Genomic DNA, 14,006 nt, shown 5'->3' on the forward strand with positions numbered 1-14,006 from the left:
GCCCATCGTACTCATGACAACTGAAGACCTGTTCATATGTTCCTGTATAGTGAGAGCTGTTGCGCTGTCCGTCCGTGAAGGGTTGTTTTGTCATGTCTTCTGTCCTGGATCGGCGGCCCGCGTCGGCCGCCGCAGGTCCGCGACCGACCCTTCCGCGGCGCCGCACCCGCATCCTGGTGCTGCCGGAAGCCCGTTGGGCGCTCGCTGCGCTGCTGCTGTTCCTGCTCGCCCTGCCGCTGTACCTGTCGGGGGCCCCGGGCTGGTCGTGGGGTCCGCTGTTCGCCGCCGTCTACGTCACGGGCGGCTGGGAGCCGGGCTGGGAGGGGCTGAAGGCCCTCAAGGACAAGACGTTGGACGTGGACCTGCTGATGGTCGTCGCGGCGCTCGGCGCCGCCGCGATCGGCCAGGTCCTCGACGGCGCGCTGCTGATCGTCATCTTCGCCACCTCCGGCGCCCTGGAGGCCATCGCCACCGCGCGGACCGCGGACTCAGTGCGCGGCCTGCTCGACCTCGCCCCCACCACGGCGACCCGGCTCCTGCCCGACGGCGTCGAGGAGAGCGTCGAGGCCGAACGGCTCACGGTGGGAGACATCGTCCTGGTCCGGCCCGGCGAGCGCGTCGGCGCCGACGGCCAGGTCCTCGACGGGGCCAGTGACGTCGACCAGGCCACCATCACCGGTGAACCGCTGCCCGTGGCCAAGCAGGTCGGGGACGAGGTGTTCGCCGGGACCGTCAACGGCACCGGAGCCCTGCGCGTACGCGTCGAGCGCGACCCGGCGGACTCGGTGATCGCCCGGATCGTGAGGATGGTCGAGGAAGCCTCCGAGACCAAGGCCCCCACACAGCTGTTCATCGAGAAGATCGAACAGCGCTACTCGGTGGGCATGGTCCTCGCGACCCTCGCCGTCTTCGCCGTCCCGCTCGCCTTCGGCGAGGAACTGAGGGCGGCCCTGCTGCGGGCGATGACCTTCATGATCGTCGCCTCGCCGTGCGCGGTGGTGCTCTCCACCATGCCGCCGCTGCTGTCCGCGATCGCCAACGCGGGACGGCACGGCGTGCTCGCGAAGTCCGCCGTCGTGATGGAACGCCTCGGGCAGATCGACGCCGTCGCGCTGGACAAGACCGGCACCCTGACCGAGGGCACCCCCCGCGTCGCCGACATCCGCCCCCTGCCCGGCAGCGGCCTGGACGAGGACGCCCTGCACCGGCTCGCCGCCTCGGCCGAGCACCCCAGCGAACATCCCCTGGCCCGCGCCGTCGTGGCGGCCGCCCGCGAACGCGGCCTGCCCCTGGCCGCCGCCGACGGCTTCGCCTCCGTCCCCGGCCAGGGCGTCACTGCCACGATCGACGGCCACACCGTCCAGGTCGGCTCTCCCGCCCGGTTGCCGGCCGCCGGCGCCGACCAGACCTACGAGAAGGTGGTGGGGGAGTTGGAGGAGGCCGGGCGCACGGCGGTCGTTGTGCTGCGCGACGGTGCGCCGGTGGGGGTACTGGGGATCACCGACCGGCTGCGGCCGGACGCCTCCGCCACCGTCGCCGCGCTCACCCGTCTGACCGGCCGCACGCCGGTCCTGCTGACCGGCGACAACGAGCGTGCCGCGCGGCACCTGGCCGCCCAGGTGGGCATCACCGAAGTACGCGCCGGCCTGCTGCCGCAGGACAAGGTGGCGGCCGTGCGGGAGTGGGAGGGGCAAGGTCGCAGGGTGCTCGTCGTCGGCGACGGCGTCAACGACGCACCCGCGCTGGCCACCGCCCACACGGGCATCGCCATGGGGAGGGCCGGTTCCGACCTCGCCCTGGAGACCGCCGACGCAGTCGTGGTCCGCGACGAGCTGGCCGCTATCCCCAGCGTCGTGAGGCTCTCGCGCTCTGCGCGCCGACTGGTCATCCAGAACCTGGCCATCGCCGGAGTGTTCATCACCGGACTGGTCGCCTGGGACCTGATCGGCACCCTCCCACTGCCCCTCGGCGTCGCCGGGCACGAGGGTTCCACCGTCATCGTCGGCCTCAACGGTCTGCGGCTGCTGCGCGAGACCGCCTGGACCAACCGCGCCGAAGACACCGCGTGAGCGGACGCGCCCGGTGTGCCGCCCTCGCAACGGGGGTGGCCCGGCAGGTGCGTGTAGTTGTTCTTGCCCCCGTCCCTATCTCTGTCCCCCTCCCGTGTCGGTGGAGGGTCAGTTGCAGCAGTCGCACCCGGGACGGCAGCCGCACGCATCGCCCACCTCGGCATAGACATCGGCTTCGGCGGCCGGGACCGCCGAAGGGCTGGACGGCGCGCAACAGCCTTTGCCCTGCCAGGCATCGCGGCCCTCCTTGACGGCGACGCTTGCGATGACGAGGGCGGAGACGGGGTCGGCCCAGGACCAGCCGAGGGTGGCGTTGAGGACCAGACCGGTCAGGAGGACAGCGGAGAGGTAGGTGCACAGCAGGGTCTGCTTGGAGTCGGCGACCGCGCTGGCGGAGCCGAGTTCACGGCCCGCGCGGCGCTGGGCGGCGGACAGGAACGGCATCACGGCAAGGGAGAGGGCGGCCAACACGATGCCGGGGACCGAGCGTTCAGCCTCGCCGGATCCGGTGAGGGCGTATCCGGCGTCTGCGGTTACGTAGACGGCGAGCGCGAAGAACGAGACGGCGATGATGCGCAGGGTGGTCTTCTCGCGGGCATCGCGTACGGCGTGCTCACGGGCGGAGAACTGCCAGGCGACCGCGGCGGCCGAGGAGACCTCGATGACGGAGTCCAGCCCGAAGCCGATCAGGGCGGTGGACGAGGCCAGGGTGCCGGCGGTCAGGGCGGCGACCCCCTCGACGACGTTGTAGGTGATCGTGGCGGCGACCAGCAGACGTATCCGGCGAGCCAGCAGATCGCGGCGGGCCGGGGACGGTCCGAGGGATATCGCCGTCATCAGCAGCACCCCTTGTCGTCGGCGTCGACGCACGTGCGGTCGGTCTCGACGGCCACCACGGCGGCGCGCAGGTCGTCCAGCGCATGCCCGAGACGTTCGTCGGCCAGCTCATAGCGGGTACGGCGGCCGTCGGGCACGGTGACGACCAGGCCGCAGTCGCGCAGGCACGCGAGGTGGTTGGACAACCGGGTGCGGGAGACCCCGAGGGCGTCGGCGAGATCGGCGGGGTAGGCCGGGGTCTCGCGCAGGGCGAGCAGGATGCGGCAGCGGATCGGGTCGGCGAGCGCGCGGCCGAACCGGGCCAGTACGTCGATGTCGGAGGCAACAGTCAGCACGACACGACAGTACACGAATTCCTGAATTCAGAGAATCGTGGATTGCCGACTGGCCTGATGACCCCTTTCGCGCTGCCACGAGACGATCACGGCACTGGCGTGGCGACCGGGCGCCGGCGGACAGCTGGCCGGCGGCGGGGACGACGGCACGGTGGCGCTGTGGCACGCCACGGCCGGACGAGCACAGCAACGCCTGCGCCCGGCACGGGAGTTGACCGGTGACGGCGCGGCCGTCGCGGCGCTGGCCTGGGTCGGACCGCACCTGCTGATCACCGCGTACCGGAACGGCCGCGTCCGGGCCTATGGCGTCCCCTCCAGGACCGCCCTGTGAACCCTCGTACGGTGACGATCGGCGCCGCCCTCCCCCAGTCTCGGCTTCGCTCGACCGGGCGGTACCCCCAGCAACCCTGCACCCTGGTCGTCTGCCGGGGCTGCTGCTGCGGCAACCCCCGCAAACACCCCGGCACCGACCACGCCTGGCAGCTGGACCGGCTGCGCGCCGGCGCCGCCGAGCACGGCTTCCACGTCCGTACGACGGACTGCCTCGGCCCCTGCGACCAGGCCGACATCATCGTCGTCCAGCCCTCCGCCGCCGGACGCCGGGCCGGCGGCCTGTCCGTCTGGATCGGCTTCGCCATGGACGACGACTGCACGGAGGAGGTCGTGAACTGGGCGGCGGCCGGCGGACCGGGCGTCGCGCAGCCCCCGGCCACGCTGGAGCTCCAGTTCGTCCGCCCGCCACGCGAGACCCGGCTCCGTGCACGCCGGTGAGCATCCCGACGAGGCAGAGGGCAGCCGCGACATCATCGTGGCCGCCCACCTCGACGAGGCCACCGCCACGTCGGTGGCCGCCACCCTCCAGGCACTGGCCACCCCCTCCCGACTACTGACCCTCACCACCCTGCGCCACTCCGCGCACTCGGTCACCGAACTCGCCGCCGCCGTCGGCATGGAACAGTCCCCCGTCTCCCACCAACTCCGCCTCCTGCGCGCCCTCGGCTTCGTCACCGGGCAGTATCTATTGGACGTCAACGGGCGGGCTGCCTGGGTCGATGGGCTGGGATTACGTGAAGACAGCGTCGGTCGGCCCGTGAGCGCTCACTGCGATCTGGCACAACGACCACGTCGGTCAGCCCGTCATGCGTCCAGCGCCCGGCACGCACCGGTGCCGGCTCGCCGTCCGTACGTCACTCACGGACGGCTATCACGACCATCGCCTCGGACTCGGCCTCGTCGAAGGAACCCAGGACACGCCCCGCGCGCGCCCCGAAGACAGCCACCGGCCGCAGTCCCGCCTGCTGCAGCATGCTCAGGATCTCGGGCAGCCGGTAGTAGTGCATGAAGTGCCGGAACCAGCCCCCGCTGCCGTCAGGCCGCTGGAGCCGGATGGCCGTCAGGGAGGTCGCGCTGGACGGGTCCGTGATCGAGTACTCGGTACGGACGGCTCCGTCGGGCAGGGTCGTGGTGTCGATCTGCCGCTGGACCCTGAGGTTCTCCCAGTGCGGGCCGTTGACGTACTCGAACACGAACGGGGCCCCGGACTTCAGCGCGGTGACCGCCGTACGGAAGACCGCGGCGTTGTCCTCGTCGGCGTCCTCGTACCCGAACGACGACCCGATGCTGAAGACGGCCTCCATGGAGCCGGCCGGGACCTCGTCGGGCAGTCCCCGCGTCATGTCCGCCACCACGTAACGGACCCGGCCTGCCAGCCGTACCGCCCGTTGTTCTCCCAGGGCCGCGATCTCCGGCTGGATGTCGATGTTCGTCACGTCGAGGCCGTGCTTGACGAATCCGGGGTCGTGCGTCCCGTGGCCCGCCCCCAGCACGAGGATGCGCGCGTCCCGCGGCAGCGGGCGGCCGGTGTCCGCAAGCCGGTCCAGGAGGTCGTCGACGAGCCGGATGTGCCGTTCCTCGGCCTGCACGTAGTCGGGGAAGCTTTCGAGATACAGCAGTCCGTACGACGGCTCGTCCGCGCCGAGTCCGTCGAGGAAGACGCTGCGGGCACGGGTGCGGTACCAGCGGGTGAGGCGCGCCGCGAACGCGTCCCGTTCGTCGTCAGTGAGCCGTGAATCGACGTAGTCCCGCACCGAGTTGTGCAGTTCGAGGCCGGACTCGGTGCGCCGGACCAGGAATCTGGCCTCCAACTCGGCCAGCCGGGCCTGGGTTTCACCGTCTTCCGTCACCTCGGCCACGAGCTCGGCCGGGGCCGATTCGTGGACGAAGGCCAGGGCCTTCAGGATGTTCTGCCGGGCGGCGTCGAGCGAGTCGTAGATGGGGCCGATCCAGGCGTCCAGGTTGTCCTGTTGAGCGGACAGGTCCACGGCCAGCACCTCGGGTGTCGTATGGACGGCCTGCCCGGCGAACAGCGTCAGGGCCTGGGGATTGCCCTTGCCCGCCCGCCGCCAGACCGTCTCCAGCGTAGCCTCCGGGATGCGCAGGCCACAGCGTTCGAGCAGGTCGTGTGTGTCGGCCTCGGCGAGCCCGTGCAACTCGATCCACGGTGCGTCGGCCGTGCGCGGAATCTCGCGCAGGTGTCTTCGGCTGGTGAGAACGAGGGTCGACCGCCCTTCGGTGTGGGCCGTCAGGCCTGCCCACCGCACCAGTTCGGGATCGCGCACGGTGTGGAAGTCGTCGAGCACGAGCAGGACGCTGTTGGCGGCCATGAACGCGGTGAGGGCATCCCGCAGTCGGCCGGCGTCCGCGTCCGACGCCCCGGCGACCAGGGCCAGTTCGTGCGCGCCCTGGAGTTCGGTGTCGTAGGAGAGCGCGATGGTCAGGGATCGCAGGTTCAGTGTCTGGGTCTTCTCGGCGCAGAAGACCCATTTCACCCGTTGGCCCCGTTGACCCCGCTCGCACCGGCGGCAGAGCGCGGCCGCCAGCGTGGTTTTGCCGATGCCGCTGAATCCCTCGATGACGGCGACCGGCGCATGCCGCCGCACGCCCGCCGTGAGAGCACGCAACTCCGCCGTACGGTCCACCAGGGGCCGCGCCTGCCCCCGGACGCGGGCCTGAGGCGCCAGGACCGTGTACTCGGCGAGCAGCGGCAACGGGGCGGGCGACGGCTCCGGTGCCGCACTACCGCCCGCCCGCCGGCCGGCGCGCCACTGAAGGACAGCGACGGCGGTGCTGATCACTCCGGCAACTGTCCCGACAAGCGCAGTGGGATCCATGGCCCGTCCCGTCCCGGGTCGAAACTTCCGTCCGTGGAGAACCGGAATCTACCCGCTGCGGCCTACCGGTGAACGGGTCAACGCCCTTTGTTCACAGGAGAGTTGACATGAAAGTCGGCCTGCTCTTACCTGGCGTCAGGAACCATCGCCGCCGTCCCCCATGGATGCCGAGGTGTGGCGTGTCCGGTAACGATCACTTTCCCCGTCACGACACGGCCGTGCACGGCAACGTCCTGTGGTGGCGGGCCCGGTGCCGGGGCTGCGACTGGGAGGGCGACTGGACCCCGGATCGGGACACCGTCCAGGACCAGTTCATGGACCACTACAGGCAGGTCAGCGGAGCCCCTCGCCGGCCCTCGCCGGAGAACTGCGCGGAGTGCCACGGGCGGGGCGGACCCGAGTGCGACCGCTGCGACGGCCGGGGCAGAGAGGAGTGCTGGACCTGCCGGGGCGACCCCGGCGAGGGAGTGCTGTCGTGCACCGTCTGCCAGGGCCGGGGCTTCGACGAGTGCACGGACTGCGACGGACGCGGCGCCAAGCGGTGCGACACGTGCGGCAAACGGGGACCGGGTCGCAGGGGCGAGGAGATCTTCGTGCCCGCGGCCGTCGGAGGCGGCGGCTGCTCGCCCGTGGGGACGATCGTGGGCCTGCTGCTGGTCGCGGGAGTCCTGGCCGCACTGTGGGGGATGATCTCCAAGTGACCGCTACGGCGGTTGAACGTTAAGCGGACCAGGTCACCCATCCACACCCGCTGGCCCACTTGGTCGGCGATGGCGGGATCGCTCTGCTCGACGCGCCGTACCCGCTCGACCAGCTCCTCCACATGCCGCGGCTCCCAGAGCCCCAGCCGACCGTCGGCCGGTACCGGTAGTCCAGCGCGGCCTCGGCCCGTCCGCCACCTCGGCCCGTTCTGCTTCTGCGGACGGTCGACTCGTGGTGCCGTGTATTCCCTGTATTCCCTGCGAAGCTCAAAGCCGCCCAGCCTGCTGTATGGCCAGACGGCTCCGAGACTTACCCGGCTGACGCGGCCGCTGTGTCGGGAATGTGGACGTGCTGCGTGAGGAACAGGGCCGCACGGTCCAGTGCCCGGTCGGCCTCGTCGAGAACGCCGGCGAACGACTGGAACACGTGGGGTACGTCGGCGGTGATGTCGAGGATGACATCCACTCCGGCTGCGCGGGCGCGGGCGGCCAGGCGCGTGGAGTCGTCCAGCATGATCTCGTTGGTGCCGACCTGGATGAGCATCGGGGGGAAGCCGGTCAGGTCGGCGAGGACGGCCGGGCTGAGCATGGGCTGGTGCGGGTCCTGCCCGGCGAGGTACATGGCTCCGGTGTGTTCCACGGACTTGCGGGTGAGGATCGGGTCGATGCCTTCCTTGGTGTCCATGCTCTCGCCTGTGCGGGTGGCGTCGAGGCCCGGGGAGAACGTCACGATGGCGGCGGGCAGCGGGAGGCCCGCGTCGCGGGCGGCCAGGCAGGTCGTGACGGTGAGGCCGCCGCCGGCGGAGTCCCCGGCGAACGCGATGGTCGAAGGGTTCTGGCCGTTGTCGAGGAGGGCGCGGTAGGCGCTCAGTGCGTCGTCGATCGCGGCCGGGAACGGGTGCTCGGGGGCAAGCCGGTAGTCCACCGAGTACGCGCCGAAGCCGGTCTTGGCAACGAGGTGCCCCGACTCCCGCGTGGCGGACCTTGCCACCGAGTTCGCCATCGGCATCGGGGCGACCAGCAAGACCGTCGACCGTCTGGAGAAGCAGGGATGGGCCGTCCGGCAGCCCAATCCATCCGATCGCCGGTCCTCACTGCTGGCCCTGACCGACGACGGCCTGCAGTTGGTCGACGCGGCAGAAGGGACCTTTACCGAGCGGTTGGCCGAGCTGACCGCAGATGCGCTCAAGGCGTCCGCCATGACGGCCGCCGCGCAGGCCCTCTCGGAGCTGCGTTCCGTCCTGGAACGCGACCAGATCGGCACGCCCACGGGGTGACGCGATTTCGCAACCCGGTCGAAACGGCGACGGCCAGGCCTGGTCAGCCTCGGCGCACCATCAGGGTCGGCCCCGGACTGATGCCTCTTCGCGGTCCGCAACCGGGTGAACTTCCCCCGGCATCGCAGAGCGGTCTGTTGTACTCCGACTTCCTCACCACGGTCTTGCCGCGGCAGCACGTCGGGCTCTGCTGCCCCGCGCGGCTGGGCAGGGCAGCCTTGGTCACGGTCAGCTCGCACCCGCAGCCCTCATCGGGGCAGCGATAGACCTCACCCTGTCCGCCCATCGGCGATGACCTGCGCGCGTCCGCTGACAGGACCCGCGGGCATGAGCCGCAACGACACCGCGCCGGTGCGTAAATCACTGGCACGCGCCCGGCGCGGTGATCGCGCAGCCGCGTCTCACCGCCCTTGTTCCAGATACTGCCTGAAGTGCTCCAGATCGCTGTGGACGAGCCGTTCGATCGCGGTTGCCTGGGCGAATCCCTTCGGCCCGCCGAAGGTCTCCCTGATGGTGTCGGGGTCGTACTCGAGCCGTGCCTGGACCCGGGTGTGGTTCTGGTCGATCGGCTCCAGCGAGAAGGTGCCCATCAGGTCGGGGGCGCCTGTGGTGGTCCACTCCATCACGCGTTCCCCGCTGCGGTCGGCGACCTCGGCCTGGAATTCCCGGGCCCGGCCGCCGGCCTCGACATTCAGACGCGCTCGGCCTCCCGCCTCCGTACGGGCTTCGCGCACGCCTTCCACGAAGCGCGGATAGTGCTCCACCCGGTGGATGCCGTCCCAGGCCTGGTCGATCGGAACTCCGACGTCGACGTGTTCTTCGAGGGTGCTCATGGCCCACCTCCGTGTTCGGCTCATGACGCGTTGCCTGCTGCTACCAGTGTGCGCGCAGTCGGCCCTGGCGGACGCAACGGTTAAGTCGTGCCGTTCCATACATACGGTCCGCCGCCCCGCCACTCGATCAGCTCGGGGTCGTCGACGGCCCGGTCCTCGGCGGGCAGGCCCGCCCGATGAAGGAGGTCCAGCACGTCGAAGAGGCTGTATGCGGTGCCCATGCGCGCGCCGTGGATCGTCACGCGCCGCCCGCCGTCCGACTCCGGCGGAAGCACGACCACAGGGGGACGTACGTCCATGACTCCAGAATGCGCCGGAACAGGCCGCTGTGCAGGTCAGCGTTCACGAGTCCGGTGGTCGTACCGTTGATGCACGGACAGCCTGGCCGACATCGAGGCCCGCATCGGCAGGGAGCAGACCGGCACCGGTCGCAGGCGGGGACTGTCGTCGGCCACGCCACCCGCAACGTTGCCCTCCTGCGCAACCTCCAGCCCACCTGCCTGTTCGTCGGATGATCCGACCTGGCGGGCCTGGCCCTCGACCTTGCGGGCAAAAAGTGGCAGCGCCCGCGCGACAGCCGGCAGCCTCCCGGACGAGGATGGAAAGGAGGAGCCGAGCAATGGCACGGATGTTCGTCGATGGTGATGACCTGGTCCTACACCTGTCGTGGCGGGAAAGGGCAGCCGCCCGCCGGGGCGACGTGCGCGTGCCGCTGACGGCGGTGTGCCGGGTGACGGTCGAAGCCGACTGGTGGCGCGCCCTGCGCGGAGACCCGGAGCGCGGCGTCTGGATCCCCGGGGCCAGGTGCATCGGCACGCGCAGCCACCACGCCGGGATGGACTTCGTGGCCATACGGCCCGGCAGAGCCGTCGTGTGCGTCGAACTCCGGCCCGCCGCTCCCTTCCGTCTCCTTGCCGTCTCCGTGCCGACCGACGGGGAGGCCAGGGCCACGGCTGGGTGGCTCGGCCGAACCGCACCGGAGATCGACACATCCACGCCTTGCCGGCAGCCGCTTCCGGTGCCCGGGGAGAGCTCCGAAGGGAGCGCGTCTCGCCGCCTAACGGCCAAGAGGCGCGGCGACCGCAATCGTCCACACTGATCCACGGCGTCCTCCCTCGCGACGTACCGGCCCCAGTGACCAGAGGGTCCGTTCTTCACTGCGGCGAGGTTTGCTACGCCGACGGTGCCGAGGTGGCAATCGAGAGGGTTGGAGGGGACTACCGCACGGGCGGGTTGACGCGTTCCGGTGCCAGTGGAACGAGGCAGGCGGTCAGGACAGAGAGGCGTCTGGTGATCAGTACCCGTCGAAGCATGCGGGCACTATGCCAGCGGGCGTCGATGGTCATCCCCCCGGCCCCTGCCGCGCGGCCGCTGTCGCCGCACGGCAGCCGGCACCGGCCGGACTAATTGATCCGAGACGGTGGATGTTCTGAGTCGTTGGACCTCGCGTGAGTGAACTGGTGGGGGACGCACGGCAGTTGTCGCCGTCGGCGCAGGAAGCGTTGCGGCTACGGGCGGTGGCCGCGCTGGTGGCGGGGCGGGATCGCGAGGACGTTGCCGCGGTGTTCCAGGTGTCGCTTAGGGCAGTGGACAAGTGGTGGGCGAAGTGGCTCGCGGGTGGACGTGGGGCCCTGATGGCGCAGCTCCGCGGGCGCCGGGCCGGCGAGCACCAGCTGTTGAGCGAGGTGGAGCAACAGGCCGTCCGGCAGGCCGTCTAGGATCACCGGCCGTGTGATGTGGGTCTCGCAGGCCGGCTGTGGACTCGGGCCGGCGTGGGGAATCTGATCGCGAAGCTGTACCGGGTACGGCTGACCGAGCAGGGCGTGGGCAAGTACCTGCGCCGATGGCGCCTGACGTTCCAGCGCCCGGACAAGCGGGCCGTCGAGCAGAACGCGGAAGCCGTCCGCGTCTGGCACCAGCAGACCTGGCCGGCCATCCGCGCCAAGGCCAGGGCAGAGGGGAGCGAGGGGCTCTTCGCCGACCAGGTCGGCATCCGCTCCGACCAGGTCACCGGCCGCACCTGGGGCGAGAAGGGGCGCACCCCGACCGTGCGCCGTACCGGCAACCGGTTCTCCGTGAACGCGATGTCCGCGATCAGCGCGAAGGGCCGCATGCACTTCATGGTGTTCACCGAGACCTTCGACGCCGACGTCATGTGCCGCTTCCTGGACCGTCTCGCCGGACACTTCGAGCGCAAGGTCCACCCCGTCCTGGACGGCCATTCCGCGCACGCTCCCGCAAGGTCCGCGCCTGGCTCGCCGCCCACCCCCGCCGGATCGAGCTGCACTTCCTGCCGTCGTACTCGCCCGAGCTGAACCCGGACGAGCTGGTCAACGCCGACCTCGAACGGAGCCTGCCCATGCACCACCGGGCCCGTGACCAGGCCCAACTCGCCGTCGAAACCCGCAGGTTCTTCCATCGGCGTCAACGTCAGCCACACATCGTCCGCGGCTACTTCAGCGGCCCCCACGTGCGCTACACCCTCGAATAGAACCCTTTGAGTTTCGGATCAACAGGTGATCTCGTAGTCGAGCAGGCCGGGCGCTGAGGGTGTCGGCGCGGCTCAGCCGCTCACGGATCGCGGTTCCCGTCGTGCCGTGGTCGAGGAGGAAGTGCATGAGGCTGGAGCAGTCGATGACGATCAACGTCGGTGCCGCCCGTCCTCGATGGCGTCGAGGATGTCGGTCGTGTCCAGCTCGGTGCGGGTTTCACGCTCCAGACGTGCGGCCATCTCCGCGAGGGTGGGCTTGGCGGCTTCCCGGGCGAGGAGGTCGAGGGTGTACGCCTGGCGTGTCGTGCCCGGCCCGGACTGGCGGAGCCGATCTTCGTGGAGGTTCACGCGGACTGCGGCGTCGCTGACAGGCACGGTTCGGGCGCCGGAACAGCACCGTCGCAGCTACCCTGTGGGGCAGTGACAACGCCCTTCTGGAGGGCTACTAAATCTGTAGGTGTGGCCGTGTGCGGCCAGAGTGCGGCCGGACGCCTTTGGACGGGGTAACACAGGGTGTCACGGCGGAACTGTTCACAGATGCTTTGATCAGGCAGAACAGCACCGGGCGGCACGAGCCGGAACCAGCCGTCACGAACCCCCGTGGTCTCGTAATGCGTAGGTCTCGGGTTCGAATCCCGAAGGCGACTCCATGGTGAACCCCAGGTCAGGCCTCTGACCTGGTCATTTCCTTGCTCGTAGAGGATGGATCATGCTGGCGCAAAGGGTCCCGGTGGACAGCCGGTGGACAAGCGTGCGTGACACTCCATCAGAGGATGATCGCTGCCCCGGGGGCAATGGGTGTCGTCGGGACTGTCCGGTCCGGACGGATCTCACGTCCGGCTCGGGTCCTGGCGATGGTTGGCCGTGAGTGCGCGCAGTAGCCGATCGGGGGAAGGGCATCGAAAGAGCGGCCGCGTCGGTGTATATGGGAGTTTCTTCGCATCTCAGGGCGAAATCGGCTTTTCAGGGTTGGTGCTCTCGACGCGCTGGATCCCGAGGTGCGCCCCGTCATCGTGCCGAGCGGCGGCCCGCACGGGCGGCACTCCGTCGATGTCGACGACGGCCAGACGACCGTCCTTCAGTTCGTCGCCGATGGCCGGACCTGGAAGCACTGTGACGGCGGAGCCGCTGACGGCCGCCTGCTTCATCACGTCAAGGCTCTGGGACTCGATGTCCACGCGCAGCCGGGCACCCGCCTCACGCGCAGCCGGGCACCCGCCTTGAGAGCCCGGCGCTCCAAAGGCTGTCGTGACCGCTGTGCCACTGGGCCGCGGTTCCGTGAACCGCCCGGCCGGCCTCGCGATCACGGGCTAGCATGACTCGAATGCCCGGTCTCCTGCCGAGTGGTCCGACCGGCATCGGGGGAGTGTCTGATGCTCGTTCGCACGTCGACGATCGAATCCGTGCCGCAGGACGAGGTGACGGTATCGACGTATCGCTTCGCCGAACTCGGTCCCATCCATATCGGTGAGGTCGATTTCAGCGGCGAGTTGAGGCTGGAGACCGAGGACGTCGGCACGGGTTTCTACGTGCACGTGCCCATCGCGGGGCGTTTCGCGTCACGTCACCGGGGTGTGGACCTGACCGTGAGCCGCCTGGGCTCGGCTCTGTACCACCCCGGTGGCGGCGCCGTTTCCGCCCGTTGGCCTGCCGGGTACCGCGGGCTGTGCGTCCGCATCGACATGCCCGCGGTGGAGACCATGCTGGCCCGGCTGGTGGGCGACCGTACCTCCCGCCGTGTCAGCTTCGACCCGGTGATGAACTACGCCGACGGCTTCGGACGCAACTGGGCCGAACTGCTGGTGTCCGTCAACCGGCAGATCGCGGCTCCGGGCAGTCTGCTGTCGCAGCCGCTGGTGGCCGGGCCCCTGGCGGACAGCATCGTGAACGGATTCCTCCTGGCGGCGACGCACTCCCACCCCGAGGCGCTCGGTGCGCCCGTCACGCGTGCACGGCCCGTGTCGGTCCGTACGGCCATCGACATCATCGAGTCGGACCCGCAGGCGCCGCTGACGCTCTCGCTCCTCGCGGACCGTTGCGGGGTCGGTCCGCGAGCTCTGCAGAAGGCATTCCAGGCGCATCTGGAAATGTCACCGATGGAGTACGTGCGTGACGTCCGGCTGCGTCGGGCGCACGAGGAGCTCCGTGTGGCCGACCCGGCCACGGATTCGGTCGCCGCTGTCGCGCGCCGCTGGGGTTTCGCTCATCTGGGGAGATTCGCCGCCGCGCACGAAGCGAAATTCGGTCAGAAGCCGCTGCATACGCTCCGCGGATAACCCGATTCGCGTCCTGG

At 70.2% G+C, this 14,006-nt stretch carries 14 protein-coding genes and 2 pseudogenes; 8 read left to right on the plus strand and 8 right to left on the minus strand.

Annotated features, from left to right (window positions below):
* Nucleotides 1–92: 92 nt before the first annotated feature.
* Nucleotides 93–2,069: a heavy metal translocating P-type ATPase gene (locus OH768_RS29035; RefSeq protein ID WP_406458429.1), complete on the plus strand. Its 1,977-nt coding sequence runs from the start codon at nucleotides 93–95 to the stop codon at nucleotides 2,067–2,069.
* 108 nt (nucleotides 2,070–2,177) lie between these two features.
* On the opposite strand, the gene OH768_RS29040 is transcribed toward OH768_RS29035, so the two are convergent.
* Nucleotides 2,178–2,906: a cation transporter gene (locus OH768_RS29040; RefSeq protein ID WP_406458431.1), complete on the minus strand. Its 729-nt coding sequence runs from the start codon at nucleotides 2,904–2,906 to the stop codon at nucleotides 2,178–2,180.
* Nucleotides 2,906–3,241, minus strand: coding sequence for an ArsR/SmtB family transcription factor (locus tag OH768_RS29045; RefSeq protein ID WP_406458433.1), 336 nt, complete (start codon nucleotides 3,239–3,241; stop codon nucleotides 2,906–2,908). Before OH768_RS29045 ends, OH768_RS29040 begins: the two co-directional genes overlap by 1 nt.
* 151 nt (nucleotides 3,242–3,392) lie before the next feature.
* On the opposite strand from OH768_RS29045, the gene OH768_RS29050 reads away from it, so the two are divergent.
* The 3 genes and pseudogenes from OH768_RS29050 to OH768_RS29060 form a co-directional block, all read left to right on the plus strand.
* The gene (locus OH768_RS29050; protein ID WP_406458435.1) at nucleotides 3,393–3,572 is read left to right on the plus strand and encodes a hypothetical protein; all 180 of its coding nucleotides are present in this window, start codon (nucleotides 3,393–3,395) and stop codon (nucleotides 3,570–3,572) included.
* Between the two features lie 17 nt (nucleotides 3,573–3,589).
* Nucleotides 3,590–4,012, plus strand: a complete 423-nt coding sequence (locus OH768_RS29055) for a (2Fe-2S) ferredoxin domain-containing protein (protein WP_406465487.1) — start codon at nucleotides 3,590–3,592, stop codon at nucleotides 4,010–4,012.
* Nucleotides 4,013–4,043: 31 nt separating this feature from the next.
* Nucleotides 4,044–4,256: pseudogene (locus OH768_RS29060) on the plus strand (ArsR family transcriptional regulator); the annotation flags it as partial.
* A gap of 172 nt (nucleotides 4,257–4,428) precedes the next feature.
* Here OH768_RS29060 and OH768_RS29065 read toward each other — a convergent pair.
* Nucleotides 4,429–6,375 (minus strand): AAA family ATPase, encoded by a 1,947-nt coding sequence (locus OH768_RS29065; protein ID WP_406458437.1) that lies wholly within the window; start codon nucleotides 6,373–6,375, stop codon nucleotides 4,429–4,431.
* A gap of 215 nt (nucleotides 6,376–6,590) precedes the next feature.
* Here OH768_RS29065 and OH768_RS29070 point away from each other — a divergent pair, with 215 nt between their 5' ends.
* Nucleotides 6,591–7,112, plus strand: coding sequence for a hypothetical protein (locus OH768_RS29070; RefSeq protein WP_406458439.1), 522 nt, complete (start codon nucleotides 6,591–6,593; stop codon nucleotides 7,110–7,112).
* Between the two features lie 310 nt (nucleotides 7,113–7,422).
* Here OH768_RS29070 and OH768_RS29075 read toward each other — a convergent pair whose 3' ends face one another.
* Complete coding sequence (locus OH768_RS29075) at nucleotides 7,423–8,103, minus strand: alpha/beta hydrolase (RefSeq protein ID WP_406458441.1); 681 nt, start codon at nucleotides 8,101–8,103, stop codon at nucleotides 7,423–7,425.
* On the opposite strand from OH768_RS29075, the gene OH768_RS29080 reads away from it, so the two are divergent.
* On the plus strand, nucleotides 8,087–8,389 hold the full coding sequence (locus OH768_RS29080; RefSeq protein WP_406458443.1) for a MarR family winged helix-turn-helix transcriptional regulator: 303 nt from the start codon (nucleotides 8,087–8,089) through the stop codon (nucleotides 8,387–8,389). The genes OH768_RS29075 and OH768_RS29080 overlap by 17 nt on opposite strands.
* Nucleotides 8,390–8,790: 401 nt before the next feature.
* Here the strand turns inward: OH768_RS29080 and OH768_RS29085 are convergent, their stop codons facing one another.
* Together OH768_RS29085 and OH768_RS29090 are read right to left on the minus strand one after the other, a co-directional pair.
* On the minus strand, nucleotides 8,791–9,222 hold the full coding sequence (locus OH768_RS29085) for an SRPBCC family protein (RefSeq protein ID WP_406458445.1): 432 nt from the start codon (nucleotides 9,220–9,222) through the stop codon (nucleotides 8,791–8,793).
* A gap of 80 nt (nucleotides 9,223–9,302) precedes the next feature.
* Nucleotides 9,303–9,521 (minus strand): hypothetical protein, encoded by a 219-nt coding sequence (locus tag OH768_RS29090; RefSeq protein ID WP_406458447.1) that lies wholly within the window; start codon nucleotides 9,519–9,521, stop codon nucleotides 9,303–9,305.
* 1,161 nt (nucleotides 9,522–10,682) lie between these two features.
* Between OH768_RS29090 and OH768_RS29095 the strand changes: the two are divergent.
* Nucleotides 10,683–11,713, plus strand: a pseudogene (locus tag OH768_RS29095) (IS630 family transposase).
* A 150-nt stretch (nucleotides 11,714–11,863) separates the two neighbouring features.
* Here the strand turns inward: OH768_RS29095 and OH768_RS29100 are convergent.
* On the minus strand, nucleotides 11,864–12,061 hold the full coding sequence (locus OH768_RS29100; protein ID WP_406458449.1) for an antitoxin: 198 nt from the start codon (nucleotides 12,059–12,061) through the stop codon (nucleotides 11,864–11,866).
* A 596-nt stretch (nucleotides 12,062–12,657) separates the two neighbouring features.
* Nucleotides 12,658–13,020, minus strand: coding sequence for a LysR substrate-binding domain-containing protein (locus OH768_RS29105; RefSeq protein ID WP_406458451.1), 363 nt, complete (start codon nucleotides 13,018–13,020; stop codon nucleotides 12,658–12,660).
* Between the two features lie 66 nt (nucleotides 13,021–13,086).
* Here OH768_RS29105 and OH768_RS29110 point away from each other — a divergent pair, with 66 nt between their 5' ends.
* The gene (locus OH768_RS29110; protein WP_406458453.1) at nucleotides 13,087–13,989 is read left to right on the plus strand and encodes an AraC family transcriptional regulator; all 903 of its coding nucleotides are present in this window, start codon (nucleotides 13,087–13,089) and stop codon (nucleotides 13,987–13,989) included.
* Nucleotides 13,990–14,006 lie beyond the last annotated feature (17 nt).

It is taken from the genome of Streptomyces sp. NBC_01622 (assembly GCF_045209635.1).
GTDB lineage: Bacteria > Actinomycetota > Actinomycetes > Streptomycetales > Streptomycetaceae > Streptomyces.

What these genes read in the sequence shown, in the direction of transcription:
- OH768_RS29040 (WP_406458431.1), bottom strand. Translation starts at nt 2,906, where the DNA reads ATGACGGCGATATCCCTCGGACCGTCCCCGGCCCGCCGCGATCTGCTG.
- OH768_RS29085 (WP_406458445.1), bottom strand. Translation starts at nt 9,222, where the DNA reads ATGAGCACCCTCGAAGAACACGTCGACGTCGGAGTTCCGATCGACCAG.
- OH768_RS29090 (WP_406458447.1), bottom strand. Translation starts at nt 9,521, where the DNA reads ATGGACGTACGTCCCCCTGTGGTCGTGCTTCCGCCGGAGTCGGACGGC.
- OH768_RS29035 (WP_406458429.1), top strand. Translation starts at nt 93, where the DNA reads ATGTCTTCTGTCCTGGATCGGCGGCCCGCGTCGGCCGCCGCAGGTCCG.
- OH768_RS29110 (WP_406458453.1), top strand. Translation starts at nt 13,087, where the DNA reads ATGCTCGTTCGCACGTCGACGATCGAATCCGTGCCGCAGGACGAGGTG.